At 33.7% G+C, this 26,043-nt stretch carries 32 protein-coding genes; 8 read left to right on the top strand and 24 right to left on the bottom strand.

The window, feature by feature from the left end; all coding sequences use genetic code 11:
- Positions 1–209: 209 nt before the first annotated feature.
- From CP370_RS01960 to CP370_RS01940, 5 genes are all read right to left on the bottom strand, one after another.
- A complete protein-coding gene (locus CP370_RS01960; RefSeq protein ID WP_012845667.1) occupies positions 210–1,145 on the bottom strand; it encodes an AAA family ATPase in 936 nt (311 codons plus the stop codon).
- A gap of 109 nt (positions 1,146–1,254) precedes the next feature.
- A complete protein-coding gene (locus tag CP370_RS01955) occupies positions 1,255–1,932 on the bottom strand; it encodes a 2,3-diphosphoglycerate-dependent phosphoglycerate mutase (RefSeq protein WP_087713269.1) in 678 nt (225 codons plus the stop codon).
- Positions 1,933–1,953: 21 nt separating this feature from the next.
- Positions 1,954–2,196, bottom strand: coding sequence for a hypothetical protein (locus tag CP370_RS01950; RefSeq protein WP_012845665.1), 243 nt, complete (start codon positions 2,194–2,196; stop codon positions 1,954–1,956).
- Position 2,197: 1 nt separating this feature from the next.
- Positions 2,198–2,455, bottom strand: a complete 258-nt coding sequence (locus CP370_RS01945; RefSeq protein WP_087713270.1) for a hypothetical protein — start codon at positions 2,453–2,455, stop codon at positions 2,198–2,200.
- Positions 2,456–2,518: 63 nt separating this feature from the next.
- Positions 2,519–3,403, bottom strand: a complete 885-nt coding sequence (locus CP370_RS01940; protein WP_012845663.1) for a cation diffusion facilitator family transporter — start codon at positions 3,401–3,403, stop codon at positions 2,519–2,521.
- A 95-nt stretch (positions 3,404–3,498) separates the two neighbouring features.
- On the opposite strand from CP370_RS01940, the gene CP370_RS01935 reads away from it, so the two are divergent.
- Entirely contained in the window at positions 3,499–3,825 is a 327-nt protein-coding gene (locus CP370_RS01935; protein ID WP_012845662.1) for a helix-turn-helix transcriptional regulator, read from the top strand.
- Positions 3,826–3,851: 26 nt separating this feature from the next.
- Here the strand turns inward: CP370_RS01935 and CP370_RS01930 are convergent, their stop codons facing one another.
- Complete coding sequence (locus CP370_RS01930) at positions 3,852–4,541, bottom strand: histidine phosphatase family protein (protein ID WP_004895816.1); 690 nt, start codon at positions 4,539–4,541, stop codon at positions 3,852–3,854.
- Positions 4,542–4,803: 262 nt separating this feature from the next.
- Between CP370_RS01930 and CP370_RS01925 the strand changes: the two genes are divergently transcribed.
- Positions 4,804–5,400 carry a DJ-1 family glyoxalase III gene (locus CP370_RS01925; RefSeq protein ID WP_087713271.1) on the top strand — a complete coding sequence of 199 codons (597 nt, stop codon included), beginning with the start codon at positions 4,804–4,806 and terminating at the stop codon, positions 5,398–5,400.
- A 233-nt stretch (positions 5,401–5,633) separates the two neighbouring features.
- Here CP370_RS01925 and CP370_RS01920 read toward each other — a convergent pair whose 3' ends face one another.
- From CP370_RS01920 to CP370_RS01905, 4 genes are all read right to left on the bottom strand, one after another.
- The gene (locus CP370_RS01920; RefSeq protein ID WP_087284770.1) at positions 5,634–6,500 is read right to left on the bottom strand and encodes an NmrA family NAD(P)-binding protein; all 867 of its coding nucleotides are present in this window, start codon (positions 6,498–6,500) and stop codon (positions 5,634–5,636) included.
- Between the two features lie 585 nt (positions 6,501–7,085).
- Complete coding sequence (locus CP370_RS01915; protein WP_087713272.1) at positions 7,086–8,288, bottom strand: helix-turn-helix domain-containing protein; 1,203 nt, start codon at positions 8,286–8,288, stop codon at positions 7,086–7,088.
- A complete protein-coding gene (locus CP370_RS01910; RefSeq protein ID WP_198324516.1) occupies positions 8,288–11,068 on the bottom strand; it encodes a DNA methyltransferase in 2,781 nt (926 codons plus the stop codon). Before CP370_RS01910 ends, CP370_RS01915 begins: the two co-directional genes overlap by 1 nt.
- A 61-nt stretch (positions 11,069–11,129) precedes the next feature.
- Complete coding sequence (locus tag CP370_RS01905; RefSeq protein WP_087713274.1) at positions 11,130–12,014, bottom strand: hypothetical protein; 885 nt, start codon at positions 12,012–12,014, stop codon at positions 11,130–11,132.
- Positions 12,015–12,186: 172 nt separating this feature from the next.
- Between CP370_RS01905 and CP370_RS01900 the strand changes: the two genes are divergently transcribed.
- The 6 genes from CP370_RS01900 to CP370_RS01875 all read left to right on the top strand — a co-directional run bounded on the left by CP370_RS01900 (position 12,187) and on the right by CP370_RS01875 (position 16,784).
- On the top strand, positions 12,187–12,498 hold the full coding sequence (locus tag CP370_RS01900; RefSeq protein WP_003549061.1) for a hypothetical protein: 312 nt from the start codon (positions 12,187–12,189) through the stop codon (positions 12,496–12,498).
- Complete coding sequence (locus tag CP370_RS01895) at positions 12,498–13,574, top strand: cell division protein (protein WP_087713275.1); 1,077 nt, start codon at positions 12,498–12,500, stop codon at positions 13,572–13,574. The genes CP370_RS01900 and CP370_RS01895 overlap by 1 nt, the downstream gene beginning before the upstream one ends.
- A complete protein-coding gene (locus CP370_RS01890) occupies positions 13,571–14,101 on the top strand; it encodes a hypothetical protein (RefSeq protein WP_087713276.1) in 531 nt (176 codons plus the stop codon). The genes CP370_RS01895 and CP370_RS01890 overlap by 4 nt, the downstream gene beginning before the upstream one ends.
- Before the next feature lie 206 nt (positions 14,102–14,307).
- A complete protein-coding gene (locus CP370_RS01885; protein WP_087713277.1) occupies positions 14,308–15,408 on the top strand; it encodes a Rep family protein in 1,101 nt (366 codons plus the stop codon).
- Between the two features lie 57 nt (positions 15,409–15,465).
- Entirely contained in the window at positions 15,466–15,654 is a 189-nt protein-coding gene (locus CP370_RS01880; protein WP_057717972.1) for a hypothetical protein, read from the top strand.
- 77 nt (positions 15,655–15,731) lie between these two features.
- Positions 15,732–16,784 carry a site-specific integrase gene (locus CP370_RS01875; RefSeq protein ID WP_087713278.1) on the top strand — a complete coding sequence of 351 codons (1,053 nt, stop codon included), beginning with the start codon at positions 15,732–15,734 and terminating at the stop codon, positions 16,782–16,784.
- 69 nt (positions 16,785–16,853) lie between these two features.
- Here the strand turns inward: CP370_RS01875 and rpsI are convergent, their stop codons facing one another.
- The 14 genes from rpsI to CP370_RS01805 form a co-directional block, all read right to left on the bottom strand.
- Complete coding sequence (rpsI, locus tag CP370_RS01870; protein WP_004895822.1) at positions 16,854–17,249, bottom strand: 30S ribosomal protein S9; 396 nt, start codon at positions 17,247–17,249, stop codon at positions 16,854–16,856.
- 13 nt (positions 17,250–17,262) lie between these two features.
- Positions 17,263–17,706, bottom strand: a complete 444-nt coding sequence (gene rplM, locus CP370_RS01865; protein WP_011161528.1) for a 50S ribosomal protein L13 — start codon at positions 17,704–17,706, stop codon at positions 17,263–17,265.
- 102 nt (positions 17,707–17,808) lie between these two features.
- Entirely contained in the window at positions 17,809–18,600 is a 792-nt protein-coding gene (gene truA / locus CP370_RS01860; RefSeq protein WP_087284772.1) for a tRNA pseudouridine(38-40) synthase TruA, read from the bottom strand.
- A 3-nt stretch (positions 18,601–18,603) separates the two neighbouring features.
- Entirely contained in the window at positions 18,604–19,401 is a 798-nt protein-coding gene (locus tag CP370_RS01855) for an energy-coupling factor transporter transmembrane protein EcfT (protein WP_004895828.1), read from the bottom strand.
- A 189-nt stretch (positions 19,402–19,590) separates the two neighbouring features.
- Positions 19,591–20,748 (bottom strand): RNA-guided endonuclease TnpB family protein, encoded by a 1,158-nt coding sequence (locus CP370_RS01850; protein ID WP_004895831.1) that lies wholly within the window; start codon positions 20,746–20,748, stop codon positions 19,591–19,593.
- Between the two features lie 142 nt (positions 20,749–20,890).
- On the bottom strand, positions 20,891–21,754 hold the full coding sequence (locus tag CP370_RS01845; protein WP_087284775.1) for an energy-coupling factor transporter ATPase: 864 nt from the start codon (positions 21,752–21,754) through the stop codon (positions 20,891–20,893).
- Positions 21,730–22,578, bottom strand: a complete 849-nt coding sequence (locus CP370_RS01840; RefSeq protein WP_012845647.1) for an energy-coupling factor transporter ATPase — start codon at positions 22,576–22,578, stop codon at positions 21,730–21,732. Before CP370_RS01840 ends, CP370_RS01845 begins: the two co-directional genes overlap by 25 nt.
- A 185-nt stretch (positions 22,579–22,763) precedes the next feature.
- Positions 22,764–23,147 carry a 50S ribosomal protein L17 gene (gene rplQ / locus CP370_RS01835; protein ID WP_003649454.1) on the bottom strand — a complete coding sequence of 128 codons (384 nt, stop codon included), beginning with the start codon at positions 23,145–23,147 and terminating at the stop codon, positions 22,764–22,766.
- A 26-nt stretch (positions 23,148–23,173) separates the two neighbouring features.
- Positions 23,174–24,112, bottom strand: coding sequence for a DNA-directed RNA polymerase subunit alpha (locus CP370_RS01830; RefSeq protein WP_012845646.1), 939 nt, complete (start codon positions 24,110–24,112; stop codon positions 23,174–23,176).
- Between the two features lie 45 nt (positions 24,113–24,157).
- Entirely contained in the window at positions 24,158–24,547 is a 390-nt protein-coding gene (gene rpsK / locus CP370_RS01825) for a 30S ribosomal protein S11 (protein ID WP_003647813.1), read from the bottom strand.
- A gap of 24 nt (positions 24,548–24,571) precedes the next feature.
- Entirely contained in the window at positions 24,572–24,919 is a 348-nt protein-coding gene (gene rpsM, locus CP370_RS01820; RefSeq protein WP_003647814.1) for a 30S ribosomal protein S13, read from the bottom strand.
- A gap of 33 nt (positions 24,920–24,952) precedes the next feature.
- The gene (rpmJ, locus tag CP370_RS01815) at positions 24,953–25,069 is read right to left on the bottom strand and encodes a 50S ribosomal protein L36 (RefSeq protein WP_003647815.1); all 117 of its coding nucleotides are present in this window, start codon (positions 25,067–25,069) and stop codon (positions 24,953–24,955) included.
- Between the two features lie 14 nt (positions 25,070–25,083).
- On the bottom strand, positions 25,084–25,305 hold the full coding sequence (gene infA / locus CP370_RS01810) for a translation initiation factor IF-1 (RefSeq protein WP_003647816.1): 222 nt from the start codon (positions 25,303–25,305) through the stop codon (positions 25,084–25,086).
- 73 nt (positions 25,306–25,378) lie between these two features.
- Positions 25,379–26,032 carry an adenylate kinase gene (locus tag CP370_RS01805; protein ID WP_087713279.1) on the bottom strand — a complete coding sequence of 218 codons (654 nt, stop codon included), beginning with the start codon at positions 26,030–26,032 and terminating at the stop codon, positions 25,379–25,381.
- Between the last annotated feature and the right edge of the window lie 11 nt (positions 26,033–26,043).

Here is a 26,043-nt window from a genome sequence, read left to right as displayed (position 1 = left end):
GTGTCTAACTAAAAAAATAAATCGACACTAAAAGATGTTTAAGTTGAAATTTAAATAAAAAATGAAGCCAAACTTCTTATTATGCTTGACTTTACGTAGAAAAAACCTCGAAATTCTTGTCCGAATTTCGGGGTTCATATCAATTTTCTTAACTGCTTAATTCCTTCTTAAAACTATCCATCAATAGGATTTTACAAAGAGCCTTTTTATTACCAAATATGTAGCAAACGTGTGGGATCAATCTTACTTAAATTAAATTGATGAACATGCTGGTGTTCGTTCTCTGGAAATTCTTTTACAAAATCAGCAATATTATATAGCCCAGTTGAATAAGACCAAACTCCCTTTACTTTTCGAATAGGATCTAACATTTCATTTCGAATTGGATATGCAGAAATTAAAAAGTGCTTATGGTGGAATTTAAATACAAAATATGGAAGCCTAAATTTTTCGATTACTTCTTCTCTAGTTTTACCTAAAGTTATAACGTTTCTATATGTTCCGTATTTCTTAGTAAATTCATCATTAAAAGAAAAGTAAAAGTTAGAAATATGCACATGTGGAAAATCTTCTGGTCTTACCTTATCTGGTACACAAATCACATGTGAATAATGATCTAAATTCTTTTCTTTTTGACTTAAGGCCCGTTCCATTCCATTCGGTAAAATTGAATAAGCCCAAGACGGAACTTCCGGATGAGCTTTATATTGCTCATACATCATTTTAATTACGTCAGGTTTCACCCAATCATAGTGAATTCTAACCTGATTACGCTGCAGTAAGCTTTCTAAAGTGTTATTTTGCATTAAATCGACTACAAATAATTCATAGCGATATTTTTCAACCCATGGACGAAAATGTTCAATTTTATCTGGCGTGATATGAGTTCCATCAACAATGATAGTTTCTCCATAGGCCATCTTATGCTGTACCAAATTATCAACCATTTGCTCTGTACGTACAGTAACATGACGTGGAATAACTTGATGCAGGTGATCTGTACTTTCCTCATAATAAACCGTCAAATCAGCTAATAGCAGCCTAATTTCATCACGAGAAATAGCGTAAGGCTGCAAGTGGTGACGAGCAATAAAGGAAGATTTTCCAGATCCAGGTGCTCCTCTTAGTAAAAATATTTTACGCATTATTTTCTCCTACTCTACAAGAATTTGTTCAAATATACTCGTAAAAAATTTTACCATAAAAATACCTATACAAACTATTAAAAAAAGAGTAGACTAGTCGGCTACTCAATCAATGTAGAATTTCTTTCTTTATAATATGCAAATTAGTATCAAAAGTATAAACAATTGGCTCTGCATTGGGCACCTCTACTTTTACAATATCCTCATTACTGATATCTTCAATTTTTTTAATCAAGGCACGTAAACTTGAGCCATGGGCTACAACCAATTGATCATGACCTGCCATTAATTCAGGTGCAATATGATCCCAAAAATAAGGCATTAATCTCTCCTGCGTTTGATGTAGACTTTCTCCTTGGGGCATTAGACGCATATCATACCTTTGATATCTACGATCTTGCACGGGCTGCGTTAATAAAGGAGGCACACTGTCAAAACCACGTCTCCATTCTAAGACTTGCTTAGTACCAAAAATTTTCTTTGAAACATCCTTCTTAATACCGCGAAGTGCTCCATAGTGACGCTCATTTAAACGCCAAGTCTTAGTAATAGGTAAATATAAAAAGCTACAAACATCTGCAATAATATTAGCTGTCATAATTGCACGCGATAAGACAGAAGTATGAATATGCGTTGGCACAAATCCAGCTATTTTTTCCACCTTAAGACCTGCATTTTTTGCCTGTTCAATCCCCTTTTTACTTAAAGGCACATCATTCCAGCCCGTATAAACATTGTCACGATTAGCTATACTTTCACCATGCCTAACTAAAACTAATTTGGCCAACTTTCTTCTCACCTACTTCATTTAAATCATAAAAAACAAAACAATTCCGGTAATGGTAAAAACGACCCCTAATATTGTAAAGGAAATGATATCAGCTTTACTATCAGATGGAATACCAGTAAGCAATTTTTTTGTTCCATTAATAGAATCACTTTGAATTTCTTTCGTTGCTACTTTATGTTTTTGATAACGATTGTAGGCAGTGTATAAATCCCATAATCCAATTAATAAAACTATGACTGCAACCCAAATATTTACCTTCATTTTATTTATCATCCTTGTGTATGCCTGTGCCATTTACTTTTTGGTCTAAGTTTCGAACTGCTTTCTTAAAAGCTTTAACCGAATTCTGATAAGCTTTGCCACCGTTTTGTTTCAAAAAATCCCCAGCTTGTTGTCCTTTTTCAGTTAAGTAGTCTTTGATATCGGGCCAATCATTTTCAGCAAAATCTTTAAATTGGTCTGTAGCTTTCTTTTGATAATTTTTTAGATTTTCTTTTAGATCATTAGTATCGAATTTCATTTTTTCTCCTTAAAATAAAAGGCTTTGCCCCTATTTTACCAAATAGCAGCAAAACCAGATTAACTAATCTTCTTTATCATCAAAAATCATTTTATCACTAATTCCACGTGTACATTCTGCCTGAAGTGTCACATGGTTAATTCCAAGCGGCTTTAATTTTTTTGCAATTTCTGTGTATATCTTTTCTAATTGCACAGCATCTAAATTTTTATCCACATTAATATGTGCATCTAACATCGTCACATTGTCTGAATATTGCCAAACATGCACATGGTGAATGTTATTCACATGTGGACAAGATAAAACTAATTCATTTATCTTATTTAAATCAATGCTAGGATTCGTTTCCATTAAAATATTAGCTGCTTTAATAGTAACTTCATAAGCTTCTTTAAGTAAAAAGACGGAAGCTGCTATCGTTAAGACTGGATCGACCCAGTAAATTTTCCAAATTGAAATCACAATCGCTCCAATTACAACTGCTACACTAGTTATTGCATCTGAAAGCATATTTAAAAATGTAGCTTTTGCATTAAGACTCGTCTTAGCTTCCTTCATAACTACTAGCATAGAAATTAGGTTAGCAGCTAAGCCGATTAAAGAAACAATTAACATGATTTTTCCTTTAATCGGTTCTGGATGACTAAAGCGTTGAATTCCTTCGATAAATAAATAAATACTGATTACTATTAAAATTATCCCATTAGTAAAAGCTGCTAGTATTTCCGCTCGATCATAGCCAAAAGTCTTGCTATTATTTCGCTTTCTCTTAGCAATTAAATTAGCAACAAAGGCTAAAATAATTGATCCAACATCGCTTAAATTATGTACGGCATCCGAAAGCAGAGCAAGTGAGCCTGAAACTGCTCCACCGATAAATTCCGCAATTGTAATAATAATATTTAATAAAGTTACCCAAAAATAACGTAGTGATGATTTATTCTTCATATTTTTTCTCCATAAATATATCGAATTTGGTATACTTATTACAGAAAGTAATAATATTCCATTTTCGATATATTGTCAATAAGAGGTGCTAAATTATGACACAAACAGATACAAATTTAGTCAGTGAAGCAGCCAAAATCTATAAAGTTTTAAGCAATAGTAGACGAATTTCAATTTTATTTTTTTTACGGAATGCTTCAAAAGAAGTCGACGTCTCAACAATTGCCACTACTCTCGACCTTGCGCAGCCGGTTGTATCAAAACAATTAGGTATTTTAGAAAAATACAATTTGGTTAAACATCATAAACATGGAACTCATGTCTTTTATTTTTTAAATGACCCTGACGTTTTATCAATGATTGATGCCATGATTGAACATGTAGAACATACTGCCAAAGAACATCCCACAAACTTATACTAAAAAAGATGCAACTTGATAGCTGCATCTTATAAATTTGGAATGTCAGTGTTTTTTACACCATAATTAATTATTTTAAATTTTCCATTATCATCAATTATTCCACGTGTCACACTGCCATTGTCTGGAAAGGGAATATCGTGATCATGTGTAGTTTGATCCCAGTATTTAATTCCCAAAGTCTTAATAAAGTCTCCGTGAGACACAATTAAAACTCGTCCTAGCCCTTTTGTTTCTTCAGCTAGTTGGCTAACAGCTTGGTCCATTCGATTATTGAGGGCTTCTGCATCTTCTGCTAAATGACGTGGATCAGCTTTCTTAGTTGCTTCACGAAAATCATGGATTCCTAGGGTTTGAATGATTTTTACCACATCATTTGTTGGTTTCATCCCTCCAGCTACAGCAACTTTTTCCCAAGTTTCGTCAATATCGTCACCTTCAAAAGTACCAAAGAATACTTCACGAAAAGCTGGAAGTTTTTTTATTTTACCAATCTCAGAAACTTCATTTGTATCAGCAATTAAGTGAACTGTATCAATGGCTCGCTTTAAGTCAGAACTATACATTTTATCAAAATGAACCTGAGATAAATTAGATGCTGTTATTTTTAAGTCATTAATTCCTTTTACAGTTAGTGGAGAATCAGCCCAGCCTTGAACTTTATTCAACTGATTAAACATTGTTTCCCCATGTCTTACTAAATAAACTTCAGTAGCCATTTTTACCCTCTTTTCTTAAATTGTTTCACAAATTTTCTTTCAATTATCTCAATGTTAACAGAATATTGCGTTAATTCAAGTATTTTTAAAAGCAACCCTATATTTAGTGTTTCACAAAATTCTTAGTACAACATATCTTAGTTTTATCTATAGTTATATACGCAATTGTAAGTTTATTTTTTTAATCTTTAAATTAAAAAATACTATTTTAATGGGTTAAAATAAAAGTTGTATAGTACTTAATAAAAAGGAGGACTTTTTTATGACAAAAGTTGCTGTTGTCTTCGCAGATGGCTGTGAAGAAGTTGAAGGACTTAGTGTCGTTGATGTACTACGTCGTTTAGATATTGATTGTGACATGGTCGGTCTTGATAAAAAAGAAATTAACGGAGACCATCGTATCTTACTAACCTGTGATAAAGTTGTGGATGATTCACTTTTAGAGTATGACTTAGTAGCTTTTCCAGGTGGAAGAACTGGAGCTTTAAACCTTAGAAACAATGAAAAACTAGCTAAGCTTATGATTCAAAGAAATAAAGAAGGCAAATGGGATGCAGCAATGTGTGCCGCTCCGATTGCTTTAGGTCACTACGGCTTGCTAGAAGGAGCTAACTACACCTGCTATCCTGGCTTTGAAAAAGAAATTGAAAAAGAAATTGAAAAAGAATGTCCAAACGGCCACTTTAGCACTGATATTACAGTTGTGGATAAAGAACATAAAATTATCACCAGTCGTGGACCAGCTACAGCCTGGGCCTACGCTTATACAATTGCTCAAACCTTAGGTTATGACACCAAAGAATTAGAAAAAGCAATGCTTTATGATTATCTAGCCAAAAATATTAATCAAAGCCTCTAGTTAACCACATCGAAAAAGAGACCAGATTTTATATCTGATCTCTTTTTTCGTATATAACAGCTAAAATAAGCAAATAGCTTTTAATCTATCCCTTAAATTAAAAGCTTGTGTAGTTAATATCAAGCTTACGGTCTTGTCTCAGCACTGCACTACACTTAATTACAATTAATTTTTCTCTAAGCACTTATTATACTTAATGTAATATCTTTTATTTTAGATTAAACTAATTTATTTTATAAACGTGCGATTTGATAGCCATTTCTTAAAAAATGTTCCATTTCTTCTGGTTCTCTACCAGTTAAGCGATGAAAGTCATCAGATGTTGCACTAAGAAGTCCCTTAGCTCCTCCAGCATACATTGATGCAAGTTCTTTTCCATCGCCTTCAGCAGCATAAATCTTTGCAAATTCATCAGTTGTTACAGGTGCATAGCCAATTTTATGGTCAGTGATTCGAGACATAATATATGATAATTCAACCATATTATAATTTTTATCCATACTTAACAGATAAGTTTGCCCTTGATCTCGCATTACTGGTTGCATGGCTAAACAAGCAATTGCATGAGCACTATCATTTCTTGTAATAAAGGATAATGGTTCGGCCCCAACTGGATAAATAATATTTTTTCGTTTAATTAGTTCTTCTAGATATGGGACCAGCGGATCCGCATACAAACTATTTTTCACAATACTATATTCAATTCCTGAGCTAGCAAGTCTTCTTGGTACATATGCATAAAATGGAGACATTACAAATGGATTATTTTCTTGATCTGCAAAAAAACTTACAAAAATCAATTTAGATTTAACTTCTTTTACAACTTGTAAGACATTTTCAAATTCTGTAATTCTTTTCTGCAAGTTATAAGTAATGCTGGGAATATAAATTACCAGATCAACGCCAGCAACTGCTTTTTTAAGGGTGTTGATATCAAAATAGTCTAATTTTACTTTTTCTACCGCAAGATCACTAAATTTATTAGTCTTTTTTAAGTTATGGATTCCAACTCGGATATTCTTTTCCGGAGTCATTGTCCTCAGCCAACGAGTAACTTTTTCTCCTAAATTGCCTGTTGCGCCTGTAATTAAGTATTTCATATAAATAACATAGAACCTTTCTTAAGATTAACTTTCTATATTATTATAGTTCAAAACCTTTAGAAATTCTTAATGTTAGTTTAAATATATGGTTTTACTTATTGGGCTATTTATTATAAGTTATTGAATTTTAGCCATATATAAAAAAAGACATCCCTTTCGAGATGTCTTTTGCATAAAACGTAATATAAAATATTAACGCTTTGAGAACTTGTAGCTAGCAAAACTGGAACAATTATCCATTTTCAAGAATTAATATCCATTCGATTCCATACTATTTTTGAATTAATTCACCATATAATGGAAGAAAACGGAATAAAATTCTTTAACTTGGAAAGCATTGTGACCAATTGTGACCAATTTAGGTCGATTATCTTACTTAACTTCATCCTTAGTTGGATGGAGTTTTTTTGATATAAAACAATTAAGAAATAGGTTTACAATATAATCCCTTTCTATAAAGTAATTGATCAATAAGTTCAAACGCTTGCCTAAAATTCAATTATTTAACACCTCGTACTTGCGAGTTATTGCCAGTTCTATCAATGAAATTTTTGTCCTCTATTTTCTTGTCTAACACCATTTTTATCTTTCTTTACTAACTTTTGATTGAATAAACCTTTTTATATAATCTGCAGTATTTTGTTCTGTACACATTTGCTCAACCGCATTAATAAACTGAGGTAGCTGTGCCCTATTCAATTCTGCCTCGAGCTTAGCTTTTGCGTATTTTAATTGGTCTGATGAAGGTCTCACAAAACTTCTAACGGTATCAAGATCTTCTTCAAGCAACTTACATATTTGTTCCTTCTGAATTTCGTCTTTAAAAATTACTATATTTTTTAATAAAGTATCTTTCTGAAAAGCATCAGGACTAATACCTCTTTCTCTATTATTTAAGAAAAATTGTTCTATTGCAAAATCTAATGAGTCCGTTAATAAGTACTGAAAATATAATGGCTTGTCACTCAAAGGATTCAAAGAACCTATATTGGGCGCCACTGTTAAAAATCTTGTTCCATCAAGCCAAACAACCATAATTTCTTCCAATATCTGTCCGTGATACATGAGTTTTAAAGTATCCCAATTAATCGTAATTCTTGTCTGATTGAGAGAATATGATTCTACAATATTCCGCCCTTCATCATTGCTTTCCAAATACATACAATAATCGGGATCAAGAATATATCTAAATCCAACTTTATCAGTTTCAAAGTATTCCCAATTATCTATTTCATTTAATCTAGATTTGTATATTTCAATTGGAGTTAAATCCAAGTGGAATCTTTTTTTCCAAAGCCTTTCAACTTGAAAATCTGATGCAGTTCCATTAATAGGTGTTTCAACATCATTTAACCTACAAAAAATTTGACCTGGTCTAATAACATTCTTACATTCTTTTGGATGATACTCCTCATTTAAAAACACAGGAACATCATCACTATTTTTAATAATAATAACATCTATTTCATGATTATCTATTTTTAAACTTCTAACCTTAATATTAGGAACAGAGTGATTAGCAATTGGTAAATTATTTATATAACTTGTTAATTTGTCAGTAGTTAATCTATTATTATCATTTTCTACGCCTATAATTTTATGATCATTATCTCTAATACCAAGTAATATATAACATTCTTCATGATGAGGTGTATTAACAAAGCTAAATATATCTTTTATCATTTCATCCTTCTGGTGTTTGGTATACCACTCCAGCTTAAAATCATGAAGTTCATCTTCATCCACTTTTATAAGACTATTGATCTTTTTTTCAAAATCTGTCATCACTTTTCCCCAGCTATCAATTTTTCATACATCTTAAACAAGTGAGCAACAGCATCACTTTCTGTAGTTCCCTTAACAGGTAACCCATAGGCTTCCATCACTGCACGATCATTATTTTGATGCGCCTTAAGCAATTCTCTTGGCATAGTTAACGGATCATAGAGATCAGCTAGAGAACTATCTGGATATAATGCACGTGCGTCTAAGATAGCTTTTGCTGTCTCTTCTATTTTAGCTTTTTGTTCTTTAGTTGACTTAGGCCATGGGAAGTTATTATAAATTGCTGGTGCATACCTATAATCGCTTTTCAATCTACCACATACCGTTCTCATCCACGCCATGTGCATATTAGATGTTAACAAACCAAACAAATATATTGAATCTGTAGGAATTATATATAACTGATTGCTTGCGATAATATCTTTTTTAATAAATCCAATTGGAACATATCTTCTTTTACCACTTGACATTGCTGGAACAACTAAATAGTTAGTATCAGGTTGTCTGATTTGCGTAAATAAAGTTGGTGTAGAGGCATCTTCTCTCACTGAAGCAGTTTTACTATTTTTTCTAAATGATTTAACCCTATCTATTCTTTCAAGGATGAATTTGTTGTTCCTAATGTCTTTTGGATTGGTATTTACTAACCATAAACAATATCTTTGCTGATTATTGATAAATTCTCTACTTCCCATATATGGACGAATCAAGTCTATACTATCTGGATATTCTCTAATAAATTGTTGATATTCCTGCTCATTCAAAATTAGGTTATTACCATCTGTAGGCTGGCTTCCCTTAGTCATCTTAGGAAAATTTCCAAATCTTATTTTTCCTCTGGATTGTATAAAAACATCTGGTGCATCCAATAAATAGCCATTTATATGCTTTACTTTCTTAATTTTACCATCGTCAAATATGAATTTATCATCTTTAGTTTTATAATCTGTAAAACCAATTATTACACAGTGTACTGCCGCTTTGCTCTTAGCTTCACTTGTCCATACAAAGGTGTTATAAGCAAACTGAATTTCTAGATTCTTTTTTTCCAAGTATTGCCAAAGAATAGAAACTGATTCTCCTTGACAAATAGAATTCGTAGAAACCAAGGCAGCCCTAATCTTAGTTTTATGCATATAATTTATCGCCTTATTATACCAGGCACAAACATAATCTAATTTTCCATGTTTGCCTAAATCATGAAAAACTATTTCCATATCTCTTATTTGCTCACTATTTCTCCATTGATGTCCGATAAAGGGCGGATTGCCCATAATATAATGACAAGCATAGTTAGGAACTACCCTATTCCAATCCATCCTTAAAGCATTGCCTTCATGAATATTCGTATATGTTTTTAAAGGTAAGAAATCCCAATCGGCATAAAAAATATCTTTAGTTTCTTCTAGCATCTGGCTCTCCGCAATCCATAAAGCGGTCTTGGCAACAGATACAGCAAAGTCATTAATTTCAATTCCATAAAATTGCTTAATAGAGACTTTAATAATATCTTTAGCCTGACCAACATCAAGTGAAGGATTCGGATAAATCAATTTAATAGCATCATTTTCCAAGCGTCTAAGTTGCAAATATGTTTCTGTTAAGAAATTGCCTGAACCACATGCAGGATCAAAGAATGTTAGGTTTGCTAATTTTTCTTGAAATGCACTAGCCTTCTTTTTTAATATAGCAGGTTGTTTAGTCTTTTTAATTTCATTTAATTCATTTTTTAAACCAGCCATGAATAATGGATCAATTACTTTATGAATATTTTCAACAGAAGTATAGTGCATCCCTCCCTGACGTCTTGTTTCAGGGTTTAATGTTGACTCAAATACCGCGCCAAAAATAGTAGGACTAATCTCAGACCAATCAAATTCATCACTGGCTTTACGAAGGAGTAGATCTCTCAATTCATCAGTAAAAGGTGGAATTTCAATATTTTCATCCGAAAACATTCCACCATTAACATAAGGAAATTCTGCTAATTTTGGATCATCATCAGCTAAATAAGGATCACGGTCTTTAACTTTAGTATCTAATACCTTGAATAACCTAATCAAAGCACCTCTTATATGTCTAGAATCAAATTCTTCAAGGTAATCATGAAACATATTTTTCTTACCAAAGATGCCAGCATCTTCTGCATAAAGACAAAATACAATTCTGACACAGAGTTGATTAATACTTTTTTGTGAATGCTCATTTTCTGGATTTTTGTATTGATCTAAAAGTTCATCATAAATTTGACCAACCAGTTCACCCGCACTTAAGGAAACCTGTTTTTCTTTTTCTAGATGTTCATTACTCTTATCTACTAAGAATTCAAGTTGATAATAGCTAGTTTCAAGGTCTTTTAATTCAATCTTCACCGGTTCTGAATTAGGATGTTCCATATCATAGATACGAAATTCTCTAAAGTTACAAGTAACAATCCAACGTGGTCGGCGTGAATATGGTAATGCAGCAGAATATCTTTGAGCCTGTTGAAAGGGTGTTAATAACCTCCCATCTGATTGTTTAATTGCCTTATCTAAATCCTTATTACTTCCTTTTTGTTCAATCATCACATGTGTTTGCTCAATGTAGCCATCAATAAAACTATCGTGTGATAATTTTACTTTTTCTTCAAACTTAATGAAGTTTTCTGGATTTTCAACACCTAAAACTTCACGCAACAAAGACAGCCAAAATGATTGACTGTCTTGTTTTTCTCTTCCACGATCTTTCCAATCTTGTATAAATTGTTTTGCATTTCTTTTTTGTGTTGTTACGTCCATTGTTATACTCACTTTGTTTAGGATTCAATAAGTAGATTATATCTCAACTATTTTTTGGCTTCTATTCACTATCTAAAACTTCATCCAAATCGATTTCGGCTTGTAAGTTGTCACAAAAGAATGGATCCATCTCAGACTGTTCTTCTATTAAAGTGCTAATATAGGTTTCCCCTGCATCTATAACTTTTTCTCTCATTTCAGACCATGGTCTATCTGAATTAGTTACTGGTTGATGCGCATACCATTCTGGACCATTAACTAAAGATTCCATAAGATCATCAGTTTCATATTTAATAATCGAAGAGAACATATTAAATATTTCTAATCCATTATTATGGCTATCACTAACATATTTTTTTAATACTTTTGGAATTTCCTCAACAAAATATTTTTCTAATCTGTTATCTAATTTCTTTGTTCCTTTATCGAAAAAGACTTCTTGATGTGTTTTTTTTATCTCATCCGAAACATAATAGTATACATATGCTGTAGCTGACACAAGTGAATTAAAAACAGCTGAATCATCTGGCTTTTCAGGTCCAAGCGAATTCTCATACTTAGCAAAAATTTTTGTAAAAGGTAAGTAGGTATATAAGCAATTATGAACAAGATCGCTATATTCTGTACTTTGTTCCAAATATGTGACCCCTGTTTCAAATACCTCCCGCATAAGATAATCATATTCACTGTCTTTTCCCCACACTAATTCATATTGTGAAGAAAATTTAAGATTCCTAACAATACATTTTGATATTTTATCGTTCAATAAATACGGATTTCTTTTAGGTATTCTCTTATTATGCATAATACTAGATAATAATTTTTCTCTATTGCAATATCCATCAATTATTTGAAAATTCATAACTTTTAATTTTTGCTTTCTTTTTAACACACGATTAGCAATTTTAGTATAAATTTCTTCGGTAAGTTCCTGGATCGAATTCATAAGCAATCTCTTTCTAAAAAAGTAGTAGAAAATTTTTAAAAATATTTTATTTATACACCCATTCTACTACTTAAATTTGATAGATAATGTATTTAAATCAAAAAAGGACGTGATTATCATGTACTAATCAAAAAACAAGATTAATTATCAAAAAAGAAAGGAAAAATTTAATATGAAAATTAGACGAAATTCAGGCTACTCAAAAGAGGTAGCAAAAATGTACATTCCTAGTGATGTACAAATCTTTTCACTGTCAACTGAACTCACCAAACAGGTTAAGTGGATTGATGGTAAACCCACCAATGAAATAAATGGTTATCAAGCTTGGTTTGTCGCAGAAGGTACTGAACCTTTTAAAGTTAAATTTACTAAAAGAGTCAGTCTTCCAAAAATGTTAAATCAAATTTCATTAACAAATCTTGAGGCTTGTGAAGTTGGATCAAATGTGTATTTTAAAGCAACAGATCTCGAGGTGATTAACTAATGTTACATGAAGAAACTTCTCGATATATCACTCAATGTTTAAATATGGCACTAGATCTATCGGGTGAAACAAGCTATACCAACAGCTTCAAAGTGATGGTCAAATCCGATGGATTTCTATTCATTCCCAGAATGCCCGCAAGTTATCCACTTGATAATGATCTGTATCAACGGATTTATAAAATTGCTAATGCGGCATTATACCCATATAAATCATTGTTAAAGCAGTCAACCATGTATCTAGTAGCAACAGATGATATTGATTTTGGTTCAAAAAGAGCCTTCTACTACCCTTGGACTGGCGTAAGTAAAAGACTCCAAATCTCGGATATGAAATCATATCTTGCTTCTGATACTACTAAAGAAATTCAAATCATGCAAGATGTATCCATTGACTATAATAAAGTCACTTCAATCTTAATTGCTGGTAATAGTGGATCTGGAAAATCATATGCATTAACATACCTGCTTACGATGTTACATTTAAAAAATATTTCGGATCTTTATATCATTGATCCAAAATGTGACGTACCAGCACGTTGGGCTCATATTTATGGACTAGATGATAGAACTATTTTTCCAACTCAAGAAATCTCAAATAGTGACTTTGTCAACCGATGTAATGAGATTTTAGCTAAATTAGTTAAAACTATATACAACAGGCAACGGATTTTATACGAAAATCCACATCATCAATTTAAACATCTTACAGTTTGCATTGATGAGGTGTTGGCTCTTACAGATGGTTTGCCGAAAAAGATTAAGGATAGTTTCTTTTCATTACTATCACAAATATCTCTTTTAGGAAGAGCAACACGAGTTCATCTCTTATTAATAAGCCAACGTTTCAGCAATGACGCTATTCCAATAGCTGTTAGAGAGCAAGCTAACGTTTGCTTGCAACTTGGTAACATCAACAGGAAAACAACTCAATTTCTTTTCGATATTGACCCAGATGGCATTTTAGTGCCTACAGGAAAAGGAACTGGCTTATTTCAAATAACCGACAATACTCATCCTTTTCAGGTACTACCTTTGTTAACGCCTACTTATAAGATTAAGGACGGTATTTTATGACAAAACCCATTGAATATAAGCCTAGTCCATTTAGGCTATACTTTCCATTAATAATGTTTTGCAGTAGCTTAACATTAACACTCGTAAATATTGGACTGTATCATTTTTGGAAATACTCAGATATTTACCTATTAATTACAAACGTAATTAATATTGTTGGATTTTTTATTATTGTAATCATTCAAATAGTTCGTTCCACCTTTATTAACCACATTAAATCTCTATTTCTAACTTGGGATATCCATCACAAGCTAATTATTCCAAAGCAAATTAGTGATTTTACGACTAAGCCCAAGTCAAGCCCAACCAATGACATTTATAACTCATACCTGCGTCAAACGTATGGAGAATTTGTACACAATAACCTGTATATCTGTGTTAGAATTCCCAACAATATTGAAGTTGCTAAATTACTGGATGATAAATTAATCAAGTTACGTGAAAGCATTGTTAATCAATATCCTAAATATTCTTTCACAGGCTTTGAACGTAAAGGTGTTTATCTAATTAGTGTAGGTACAAAATAAGATTCTACGAGCGCCGTAGCACGCGTGCCCTGCCAAGGGATAACGCGTAAGCGAAGGCGCTCGTAACTTTATACAGTTTTTCTGTGTAAATATTATAAAAAACATTGATATATCGGGGCTGAGAGCTTGTTATCAGCCCCGAAAATAAAATGTGTAATTTGTGTAAAAAAAGATTTAATTTATATAATACGAGGAGAAAACAAAATGTGAAAAAGGCAATTAGAGCTAGACAATTCATGTACACCCAAGATCTTGACCATCTCCCTTTTAAAAAGGAAAAGCTAAAAGATATTCTCGAAAAGTCAGATGCCGAAGAATGGGCATATATACTCCATGATAAAGATATTGACAAAGATAGAAAATCTATTAGACCTCATTTTCATGTAGTTCTCAAGTTTAAGGATGCAAAGACAATTTCTCGGATAGCTAAATTATTTACTGATAAACAAGAATATATTGAAGTTTGGAGAAATACGATCGGGAATGCATATAGCTATTTAATTCATGAAACTAGTAATGCCAAAGATAAACACCATTATGATCCTATTGAAGTAGTATCTTCATTTGATTTTGAAACTAAAATCAAACAGATTAGAAAAAAAGTAGCTAAACCTTCTAAGAAAGATATAGACGACTTAATTGATGATTATTCTAACGAAATTTTGACGAAAACTAAACTTCAAGAAAAAATTGGTGTTTTAGAAATGGCAAAACACAAGACACTTTTAGATCACATTGATGATATTTTAGCTTACAAAAAACATCAAAAATTTCTTAAAGACTTTCAAGGACAAAAGTGCACAACTTATTGGATTTATGGAGAATCAGGAATCGGTAAAACAAAAATGGTCCGTGAAATTCTTGAGCAACTTCATCCAAATAATTTTGTAGTTCTTGGTTCACAACGTGACCACTTTCAAGAATATCGTGGAGAAGAATTTATAGTCATTAATGATTTACGCCCTCGTGACTATGAATACGGTCAATTGCTGACTTTACTTGATCCTTGGGAAATCGATAAGATGGCGCCAGCAAGATATCATGATAAGTATCTCAATGCCAGAGCTATCTATATTACAACCCCTTACAGTCCAATGGCTTTTTATAATGAATCAGGTATTGTAAATTCTTTGATTGATTCTTTTGATCAATTAAATAGAAGAATCCTATCTCTCCATCTTACTAGTGACACGTACAATCAAATGAAAGCTGACTTAATAAAAGACGACCAAATAGCAGAAGCAATATGGAAAATTAAAAAGAAAAAAATCACTAGTCAAACTGATAGCGACAAAAGTAATGACTAGCAACCTAAATATATGTTATTCAACTTTTGTTTCTTAGACAATTCTAGGAGAAACTTTATGGCTAAATTACTTACTCGTGAAGAAGCTTCAAAGTACATCGGTATCGATCCTAAAACTTTTGATAAAGTTTTTCGTGCTAATCCTGATTTTAAGAGATTTCCACTAAGTGACCATAGCGAGCGTTTTACTATCGAAAGTATTGAAGACTTCATAAAGCAAAAAGAAACAACTTTAAAGAAAATTTGATTGAAGGTCGACCATCTGCTACATTAAATCTAGTAAGATGATCGACCTTTTATTTTTTGAAAGGACGATTTAAACACATGGCAACTATTGAAAAACGTGGCTCTTCATACAGAGCTAGAGTAACAATTTATCAACATGGAAAGCGTGATTATTTAACCAAAACATTTAAGACAGAAAATGAAGCGAAAGTTTGGGGAACTACTCTAGAACTTGAAAAAGCAAAAGGTAAAGCTATTGCACATCAAAACACACTTTTTAAAGATTTCTATTACTTATATGTGCATACCATCAAAGTTAATGATGTTAGAAAAGCTACATTCAATAATTATGTAAAAGCTGGATTAGTAATTAATAACCTCTTTCCTACTGCCAAACTAGGAAAACTAGATGATGTACAAATGCAAAAAATTTTAGATAAGTATGGAGAAACACATTCTAAAAAGACTGTAGTTGAATTATTAAAGAAAATTAGGACCGCTCTTCGTTATGCTTACGCAAAAGGATACATTTATAATGACTTTGCTAGTCTGCTTAAAGCTCATGGTAAGGAATTACCTAAGCGTAATAAAGCTTTATCAATGTCTGATTTAACTAAGTTAAAACATTATTTACTTGAACATACAGACGATGAATTTAACCTGATGGTTTTACTTGAAATTAGTACTGGTTTACGACGCGGTGAAATTTTAGGTATCAAACCCGAAGATGTACATTATGATGGTCAATATTACTGCGTTGAAGTAAGAAGGTCAATAAGTCCTACTACTGACGATACTAAATTAAAAACTAAACATTCTAGACGTAGTGTAACTATTCCAAAAGATGTTTATGACCTATTAAAAACAATACCAAGCAAAGCTTCAGGCTACCTATTTGATTGGTTTAGTTTTAAGCAATCTGAGCTACTTAAAAAATTACTCAAAAAAATAGGTATCCCCTCAACCACATTTCATGGTTTAAGAGATACCCACGCTTCTTTTTTATTCAGTAATAATATTCCTTTATCCTATGTTAGCAAAAGATTAGGACATGATTCAATCTTAACCACTGAAAAATATTATCTGGAATTAATGCCAGAAAAAAAGCACTCGCAAGATGCGAATGCCTTAAATCTATTGGCTTCCCTATAGTATTGTGACCATAGGTGACCATTTGAAGTCTCAAAAACGTTGATATAACAACATTTCTGATAGTAAATATTAACGCTTTGAGAATTGTGAAGCTTTGCGGGCTTTCTTCAAACCTGGCTTCTTTCTTTCCTTCATTCTTGGGTCACGAGTTAACATGCCAGCCTTCTTAAGAGGACCACGGAAATCTGGGTCAACTTCAAGAAGTGCACGTGCAATACCTAAACGAATTGCACCAGCTTGTCCTGAGAAACCACCACCGTTAACGTTAACTAAAATGTCGTATTGACCTTCAGTTTCAGTTAATGCTAATGGTTGCTTCATATCTTGAACCAAGTTAGGGTATGGAATGTACTTAGTTACGTCTTCTTTGTTAATGGTAATTTGACCGTTACCTGGTACTAAACGTACGCGGGCAACAGAATCTTTACGACGACCAGTTCCAGCGTAAGCTGCTTGTTGTGCCATTATTTAAAACCTCCTAGATTAATTCGTTGATGTCTAACTTTTCAGGCTTTTGTGCTGCGTGTTCGTGGTCTTCACCAGCGTAAACATGCATCTTCATGAATTCTTGGTGACCAAGAGTATTCTTTGGCAACATGCCTTTTACAGATAATTCAACTAATCTTACTGGGTTCTTAGCTAATAATTCACCGGCAGGAGTAGCTCTTAAGCCACCACGGTAATCTGAGTGGCGGTAGTAGATCTTATCAGTTGCTTTTTTACCAGTCAACTTCAATTTAGCTGCGTTAACAACAATAACATAATCACCAGTATCAACATTTGGTGTATATTGAGGCTTATTCTTACCTCTTAAAATTGATGCTACAGCAGTTGATAAACGACCAAGTGAAACATCAGTCGCATCGATAACATACCACTTACGTTTAATATCACTAGTTTTAGCTAATGGGGTAGTACGCACTTTAAATTCCTCCGTTTTTCTTCTGTTTGACAAACAATAAGTTTCCGGGGCCTATCGTGGACAAACATACGTATACTAATTTACGTCGTTTTGCCTGAAAAGTCAATCCTTTTTAAGGTCCAAACGATATTTTTTAGGAATATCTTCATAAAAAACATGTTGTAAATATAATCCACTGGCTGGTGCAGTAGTTCGAACTTCTTGTCGGTCTTTCGCCTTTAAAACTCTTGGTATATCATCAACAGGTCTTTTTTGATTGCCTATTTCTAATAGAGTTCCAACTAGAATTCTTACCATGTTATATAAAAAGCCATTTCCAATAAAATCAAAAATGATCTGCTTTTTATCCGGGTCTGGCATAATATTCACATAGTAAATTGTTCGCACCTTATCCACAATTTGTCCACCGCTAGCAGCAAAACTAGTAAAATCGTGTTCACCAATCAAATCTTTAGCTGCTTGCTGCATTAGTGAAATATCTAAAGGATATGGATAGTGGCCTGTATAAAAACGATTAAAAGGGTCTGTAAAACGATGTTGATCCACTACATATCGATACCATTTTCCTTTAGTTGAATATTGAACATGAAAATCTTCATCAACAATTTCACTTTCAAAAAAAACTGTGTCAATCGGCATGAGGGCATTTAAGGCAAGCATCATATTTTTAGCTGGGATTTCTTTCCCCGGATAGTCAAAGTGAATAACTTGTCCTTTAGCATGAACACCAGCATCAGTTCTTCCAGATCCGTGCACTACCACTCTTTTTCCTTTAGTCATCTTTTTTAATGCTTCTTCAATCACCCCTTGGACAGTTCGTTCATTCGGTTGAATTTGAAACCCATGAAAAAGATGACCATCATAGGCCATGGTTAATTTATATCTTGTAGTCATTAATTAATACGTCCTTGTAAGTAATAAAATTAGCGTCAATAGCGCGAAATAGCCTAAGTTAATCCAATCATACTTTGACCACTTTAAAACTCGATAGCGGGTTCTTTTTGCCCCTTCTCGATAACCTCTTGCTTCCATAGCCGTAGCCAAATCAATTGCAACAGTTAAGGAACTAATAAATAAGGGAATTAAAATTGGGATAATCGAATGAATTCTCTTAATTAAGCCTCCACTATTAAAATCGGCTCCACGTGCTCTCTGAGCATTCATAATTCGTACTGCTTGGTCTAATAAAGTCGGCACAAAACGAAGAGCAATAGACATTACAAGAGCAATTTGAGCTACTGGAACTTTTAGGTAGCCAAGAGGTTTTAAGATCCATTCCATTCCATCTGCAATTTCTAATGATGTGGTCGTCAGCGTAAGAACTGTCGAAGTCAGAATAATCATTACAAAACGAATAAAGATAAAAATAGAATTCTGAATACCATATTCACTAATGTTGAAAACTCCCCAGTGCCAATAAACTTTTCCACCTGTAGTAAAAAATAATTGCAAAACTGAAGTAAATAGAATTAACCAAATTAATGGCTTTACTCCATCCCAAAATACTTTAGGCTTTAATTTTGTTGCCCAAACAGCAAGTAAAGTAAATATCGATAAAAAGAAGTAGGACAACCAATTATTAGCAAGAAAGATAATAACAATAAATAAAAATGTGGCAATTATCTTTCCTCGAGGGTCCATTTTATAAACAATAGAATTACCAGGAATATAACGTCCAATAATAATTTTACTCATCCATGTCTGCTATACAAAACATAGAAATATGTAGAAGAATACGAATTTTCTACATATCAGAAAGATATATTTTTCCTTTCTTTGTTTCATTTACTGTCGTCTTCACTAGTGTTCTGATATTCCAAATAGGAGTAATCACATTGACCAGCTCTTACAGTTTAAGGGCCTAGCCAGCCCCATTTATTTTCTTTATTTTGCTAAAGCTAAAAGGTTTAAAACCGCATTTTCATCTCGATCATTACTATAGCCGCACTGATAACAAATATACTCATTATGCTTTGTACCATGCTTTTTATTGCCTTGCAAAGTGATTTTTTCATCACCTTTTTTGACATAACCGCATTTAGCACATCTTTGAGTTGATGGGTATCTTTTATCAGCCAAGATCAATTCTTTGCCATACCAATCACACTTGTAAGTTAAGATCTGCCTGAATTTACTAAATAATGATCGCTGCATACCTTTGGAAGCTACATGTGTCATCATCATTTCTTTGACTGCTAAGTCTTCAACTACAATTTGGTCGTAATTATCCACGAGCTTAGTAGTAAATTTTTGTAACAGATCGTTTTGAATGTTGGCTACTTTGCGATAATCTTTTTGCAGTTTGGTTCTCACTGCAAAATAATTATTTGATTTAATAGCTAACTTACCGTTAACTTCTCTTTTACGTGCTAAGACTCTTTGATAATGTTTGATACGCTTATAAAGCTTTTGCAATTTAGCTGGCAAAACATTGATTTGCCCCTCGGTATAGTTAAAATGACCAACATTAACATCAACTGCTGTCTCTTGATGAGTTTTAGCTTTACTTGAAATCTCTTCTTCATAAGGCAAAGCAGCATAATAGCTCCCTTTTTCTTTGAAGATACTTACTACTTTGACTTCACTCATCTTTAAAGACTCATAACTTACTAGATCAAACCAAGACTCTTTTGAGATGCTTCTTGGTTTATCAAGACAAAGCTTGCCATTAACAATCTTAGCTCTGTCAGTTTTAAAGCCTTGTCTGGGAGCCTTTTTTGATTTAAAACTAGGTGTTCCCCAATCAGGCTGAGCTTTATCAAAGAAGTTCTTCCAAGCATTCGCCAAGTCTTTAACAGCTAGTTGCAAACATCTAGCAGACAAATCATATTGCCAGTCAGCTTTATTAGCAACTAGTTCATCACGGACTCTGCGTTCATTGGGACTTAGATTATCTTGCTTGTTCAAGCTATGGGCTTCATACATTAATTGCCAAGTTTCAAGTCCTTTATTCCAGCAGTATCGGCGATAGTCGCATAAAGCATCAAGATGCTTTTGCATGGTCTTATTAACTTTTAGCTTAACTACTTGAGTTTTAATCATTGCTTCACCTCCTAAAATACAAACATAAGTTTATCTAAGGAAGGAAAGCAAAACAAGTAAGTATTGAATTAAAGCTTATTTTCCATGTTTAGCTTTCTAAATAAGCCTAATCTTCTATAGATTTCTATATTTTGGTTAACAGTTAATTAGCTCCTTTCTTCTTTAGCTCATTTGCAACTTTACTTACTAACGACTCAATAGTTAGTGGCATCTCTGAAAATTGAAAACCACCTTTTTGTAGCTCCCGGGTTAGTCTACTAGTTGCTGGTTCATCGAGATAATGTTTTTTTACCCACTCCTGATCAGAAAAAATCTCTTGTGGGCAAGCATGTTTTATTAAATGACCATGCTCAAGGACTAACATATCATCTGCATATTCACTAATATCGTCCATATTATGTGAAATTAGAATAACTGTATGGCCAGCTCGTTGGTAATCTTTAAATATCTCAAACATTTGCTTCTGTCCTTCAGGATCTAGTCCAGCTGCAGGTTCATCGAGACATAAAATTTCTGGTTCATATGCCATCACACCTGCAATTGCCACGCGACGCATTTGACCTCCAGAAAGTTCAAAAGGAGATTTATCCATCATATCTTCAGAAAGGCCTACTTTTTTAATCCACTCTACTGCTTGCTCTTTTGCCTTTTGTTCTGAAAAGCCAAAATTAAGTGGACCAAACATCACATCTTTAAGCACAGTTTCTTCAAATAGTTGATTTTCAGGAAATTGAAACACTAAGCCTACTTTTTTTCGAATTGCTTTTAGTGACTTGCTTGAAGTATTTGCATTAATCTGCTCACCCGCTACAGTGATTTCACCCTTACTTGGAAGCAATAAGCCATCAAAATGCTGCATGAGAGTAGACTTTCCACTTCCGGTATGACCAGCAATTGCGACAAATGATCCTTTTTCTATTTTAAAAGATATATCTATTAATCCTTGAGTTTGAAATGGAGTTCCAGGCGCATAAACATAATCTACATTTTTGAATTCAATTGACACAAATACTTCACCAACTTTTCCTCACTATTGACTTCTCGAGGGATATGAATTTCTTTTTTTATAAGTTCATTTTTAACCTTATAAAATAAAGGGAGCTCTAATCCAGCACTTTTTATTAAAATCTCGTTTTCAAATATCTCTCTTGGAGAGCCACTAGCCAATAATTTTCCTTTATCTAAAACTAACATCTGGTCTGCTTGTACCGCTTCATTAATATCATGAGTAATAGAAAAGATAGTCAGACCATTTTTATTTTGTAAATCTCGTATAAGGCTAAGAATCTTCATTTTACCTGCTGGATCTAACATACTAGTTGATTCGTCTAAAATTATTAATTTTGGTCCAATCGCTAAAATGCCAGCAATAGCTACTCTTTGCTTTTGACCTCCAGACAAATATTGAGGTTCGCTTTTTTGAAAGTCAAGCATATCCACTTGCTCAAGCACATCATGAACAATAGTCTGCATCTTAGAACGAGAAACTTGACGATTCTCAAGACCAAAAGCTACATCATCTTCTACGGTAGCACCAACAAATTGATTATCAGGATTTTGGAATACAATTCCTACACGGTCTCTAATATTCCACATGGTTTTCTCTGTCAGCTCAATACCATCAACGTTAATTACCGTCCTAGGATTATCATTGGGTAAAAGAATGCCATCCAATAAACGGGCAATTGTTGATTTTCCGCTCCCATTATGACCTACTAAAGTAGTCCACGATCCTCTAGGAATTGAGAAACTAATATCATTTACAGCAGGTACTTTACTATCTTTATAGGTAAAAGAAAGATGCTTAACCGTTACTATATTATCTTTCATAAATATTCACTGCTCTTTTTCCATAATATGTCATTGTATCAATTATATATAAAAAAAGAGCAAAAAAAAATCATCCACAAAGAGGGATGATTTAACATCTAAGCTAGACTAGGCAAAAGCCACCATCATCACGCTTATTCTCGCTTTTGTGAAAGATTTATAAAATAATATTATATTTTACCTAATTAAACTAATTCAATGATTACCATTGGAGCAGCGTCACCCTTACGTGGGTTAGCTAACTTGTACATTCTGGTGTAACCACCATTACGATCTTTGTAACGAGGTGCAATGTCACTGAAAAGTTTTTGAAGTGCTGATTTTACAACAACTGCATCTTTTTCTTCATGAATATCAGCAATTTCATTACGAACAAAAGCAGCTGCCTTTCTTCTAGCACTTAAATCACCGCGTTTACCTAAAGTAATCATTTTTTCGGTGGTTTTGCGGATTTCTTTAGCACGGGTTTCAGTAGTAACAATGCGTTCGTTCATGATCAATTGAGTAGTCATTTCTCTAAGCATTGCTTTTCTGTGTGCACTATCGCGACCTAATTTACGGTATGCCATGAGTTTTCCCTCCTTATTATTCCTACTTAGTCATCTTGACGAAGTGATAGACCAAGATCGGTAAGTTTATTCTTTACTTCTTCTAATGACTTACGTCCTAAGTTACGTACGCGCATCATATCTGCTTCAGATTTATCAGTTAATTCTTGAACAGTATTAATTCCTGCACGTTTCAAGCAGTTATAGGAACGAACAGACAAATCAAGCTCTTCGATCGTCATCTCAAGCTTCTTTTCGTTCTTATCGTCCTCTTTTTCTACCATTACATCATCAAACTGCGCATCCATATCAGTAGACATAAATACTTTGAAGTGTTCTACAAGAATCTTCGCAGCGAAACTAAGGGCATCATTAGGTGTGATTGAACCATCAGTCCAAATTTCTAAAGTTAATTTGTCATAGTCATCTCTCTTACCAACACGAGCACTTTCAACTTGGTAGTTAACTTTTTTGATTGGTGAGAAGAGTGAATCAACGGGGATGACACCAATAGGCATGTCATCTGTCTTGTTTTCACTTGCGGGAACATAACCACGACCAGTCTTGATCGCAACGTTCATATGCAAATGGCCACCATCAGCAATACTACAAATATATTGATCTGGATTTAAGACCTCAATATCAGAGTCGACCTTCAAATCAGCAGCAGTTACAATTGCTGGTCCAGTTACATCGATTTCAGCAATTTTTTCTTCATCTGAGAGTGACTTTAACTCTAGTTTCTTCAAATTAAGAATGATCTTCGTGACGTCTTCTCTAACGCCAGGAACTGTTGAAAATTCATGTAACACACCATCAATCTGAATATAAGAAAGTGCCGTACCTGGAATAGAAGTAAGTAAAACTCGACGGAGTGAGTTACCTAAAGTAGTCCCGAAACCGCGTTCCAGTGGTTCGACAACAAACTTACCGTATGCCTCCTCTTGGTCTACTACGGTAATATTTGGTTTTTCAAATTCAATCATTACTGGGCCCCTTTCAAAACGTAATGTCCTGCACGCAGGAATAAACTAGACACGACGACGTTTTGGTGGTCTGGAACCGTTGTGCGGCACTGGAGTAACGTCGCGAATAGCAGTGATTTCAAGACCTGCAGCTTGAAGTGCTCTAATAGCAGCTTCACGACCTGCACCTGGGCCTTTAACTGAAACTTCAACATGCTTCATGCCTTGATCCATTGCAGACTTTGCAGCTGCTTCTGCGGCCATTTGAGCAGCAAATGGTGTAGACTTACGACTACCCTTAAAACCTAAAGCACCAGCGGAAGACCATGCGACTGCGTTGCCTTGTACATCAGTAATCATGACCAAGGTATTGTTAAACGTAGAATGAATATGAGCAACGCCGCTTTCAACATGCTTCTTTACACGGCGTTTACGTGCTGTTTTCTTTGCAGCCATTAACTTAACCTCCTATTTAATAAATTATTTTCTCTTTGAACCCTTACGAGTACGAGCATTATTCTTGGTATTTTGACCACGAACTGGTAAGCCACGACGGTGACGAATACCACGGTATGAGCCAATTTCAACTAAACGCTTGATGTTAAGGCTAACTTCACGACGAAGATCACCTTCAACACGGTACTTGTCTACTTCGCTACGTAATTTTTCTTGATCTTCTGGAGTCAAGTCATTAGTACGAATGTCTTCAGAAATACCAGCATCTTTACAAATCTTTTTTGCAGTTGGTTCACCAATACCATAGATATAAGTTAATGCGACTACAACTCTTTTATTTCTGGGTAAGTCAACACCAGCAATACGTGCCATTAAATTGCACCTCCTAATAAAAATATCTAACTATTAACCTTGACGTTGTTTGTGCTTAGGGTTTGCAGAGCAAATCACCATAACACGACCATGTCTTTTGATAATCTTGCAATGTTCACACATTGGTTTAACAGATGGTCTAACTTTCATGTTTGCCTCCGTAATTACTTAATAAAACGATACGTAATCCTACCCTTAGTTAAATCATATGGTGATAATTCAACTGTTACTCTATCACCAGGTAAAATTCTAATGTAGTGCATTCTAATTTTACCAGACACATGAGCTAAAATAGTTGCACCATTTTCTAATTCAACTTTAAACATAGCATTAGGTAAGGTATCGACTACCTTACCCTCAACTTCGATGACATCTTCTTTTGCCAAAATTGTTCCTCCACATGAACAAATAGTCACACTTAGGCATTATAACACGGAATTGTAAAAAAACAATAACAGACTAGTCTTTACTTAAAATTTTGTCAATGTCTTCAAATACTTTTTCCGGAGTTTGTTCACCGTTAACAGTTGAAAGAATTCCTTTTTCTTCATAAAAATCACGAAGAGGAGTATTCATTTTCTTGTTAACTTCTAAGCGATTTTTAACAACTTCTGGCTTGTCATCCTCACGTTGGAAAAATTCATGTCCTTCGCAACGATCACAAGTACCTTCTACTTTAGTTGGATTTGAAATCTTATTGTAAGTTGCACCACATTTTTTACAGATGTAACGTGCTGATAAACGTTTGATCAAAACATCTTCATCAACATCAATTGCAATTACATTAGTTAACGGTTTTTCCAACCGTTTAGTTATATCTTCAAGAAGTTCTGCTTGAACAGTGGTTCTTGGAAATCCATCCAAGATGAATCCGTTCTTAGTGTCGGGTTGCTTAAGTCGTTCTTCAACTAACTTAGCTGTAACTTCATCTGGGACCAAATTTCCTTTATCAATATAACTTTTAGCTTCCAAACCAACAGGAGTTTCATTAGCCATAGCTTCTCTAAACATATCACCGGTAGAGATATGTGCTAAGTGATACTTACCCACAATGCTTTCAGAAGCTGTTCCTTTGCCTGCACCAGGCAAACCTAAAAGAATTAAATTAATCATTTTTATCCTTA

It is taken from the genome of Lactobacillus sp. UMNPBX19, assembly GCF_002553805.1.
GTDB lineage: Bacteria > Bacillota > Bacilli > Lactobacillales > Lactobacillaceae > Lactobacillus.
Note: the sequence above shows the minus strand (reverse complement) of the source record. Positions and strands in the feature narration are given on the sequence as shown.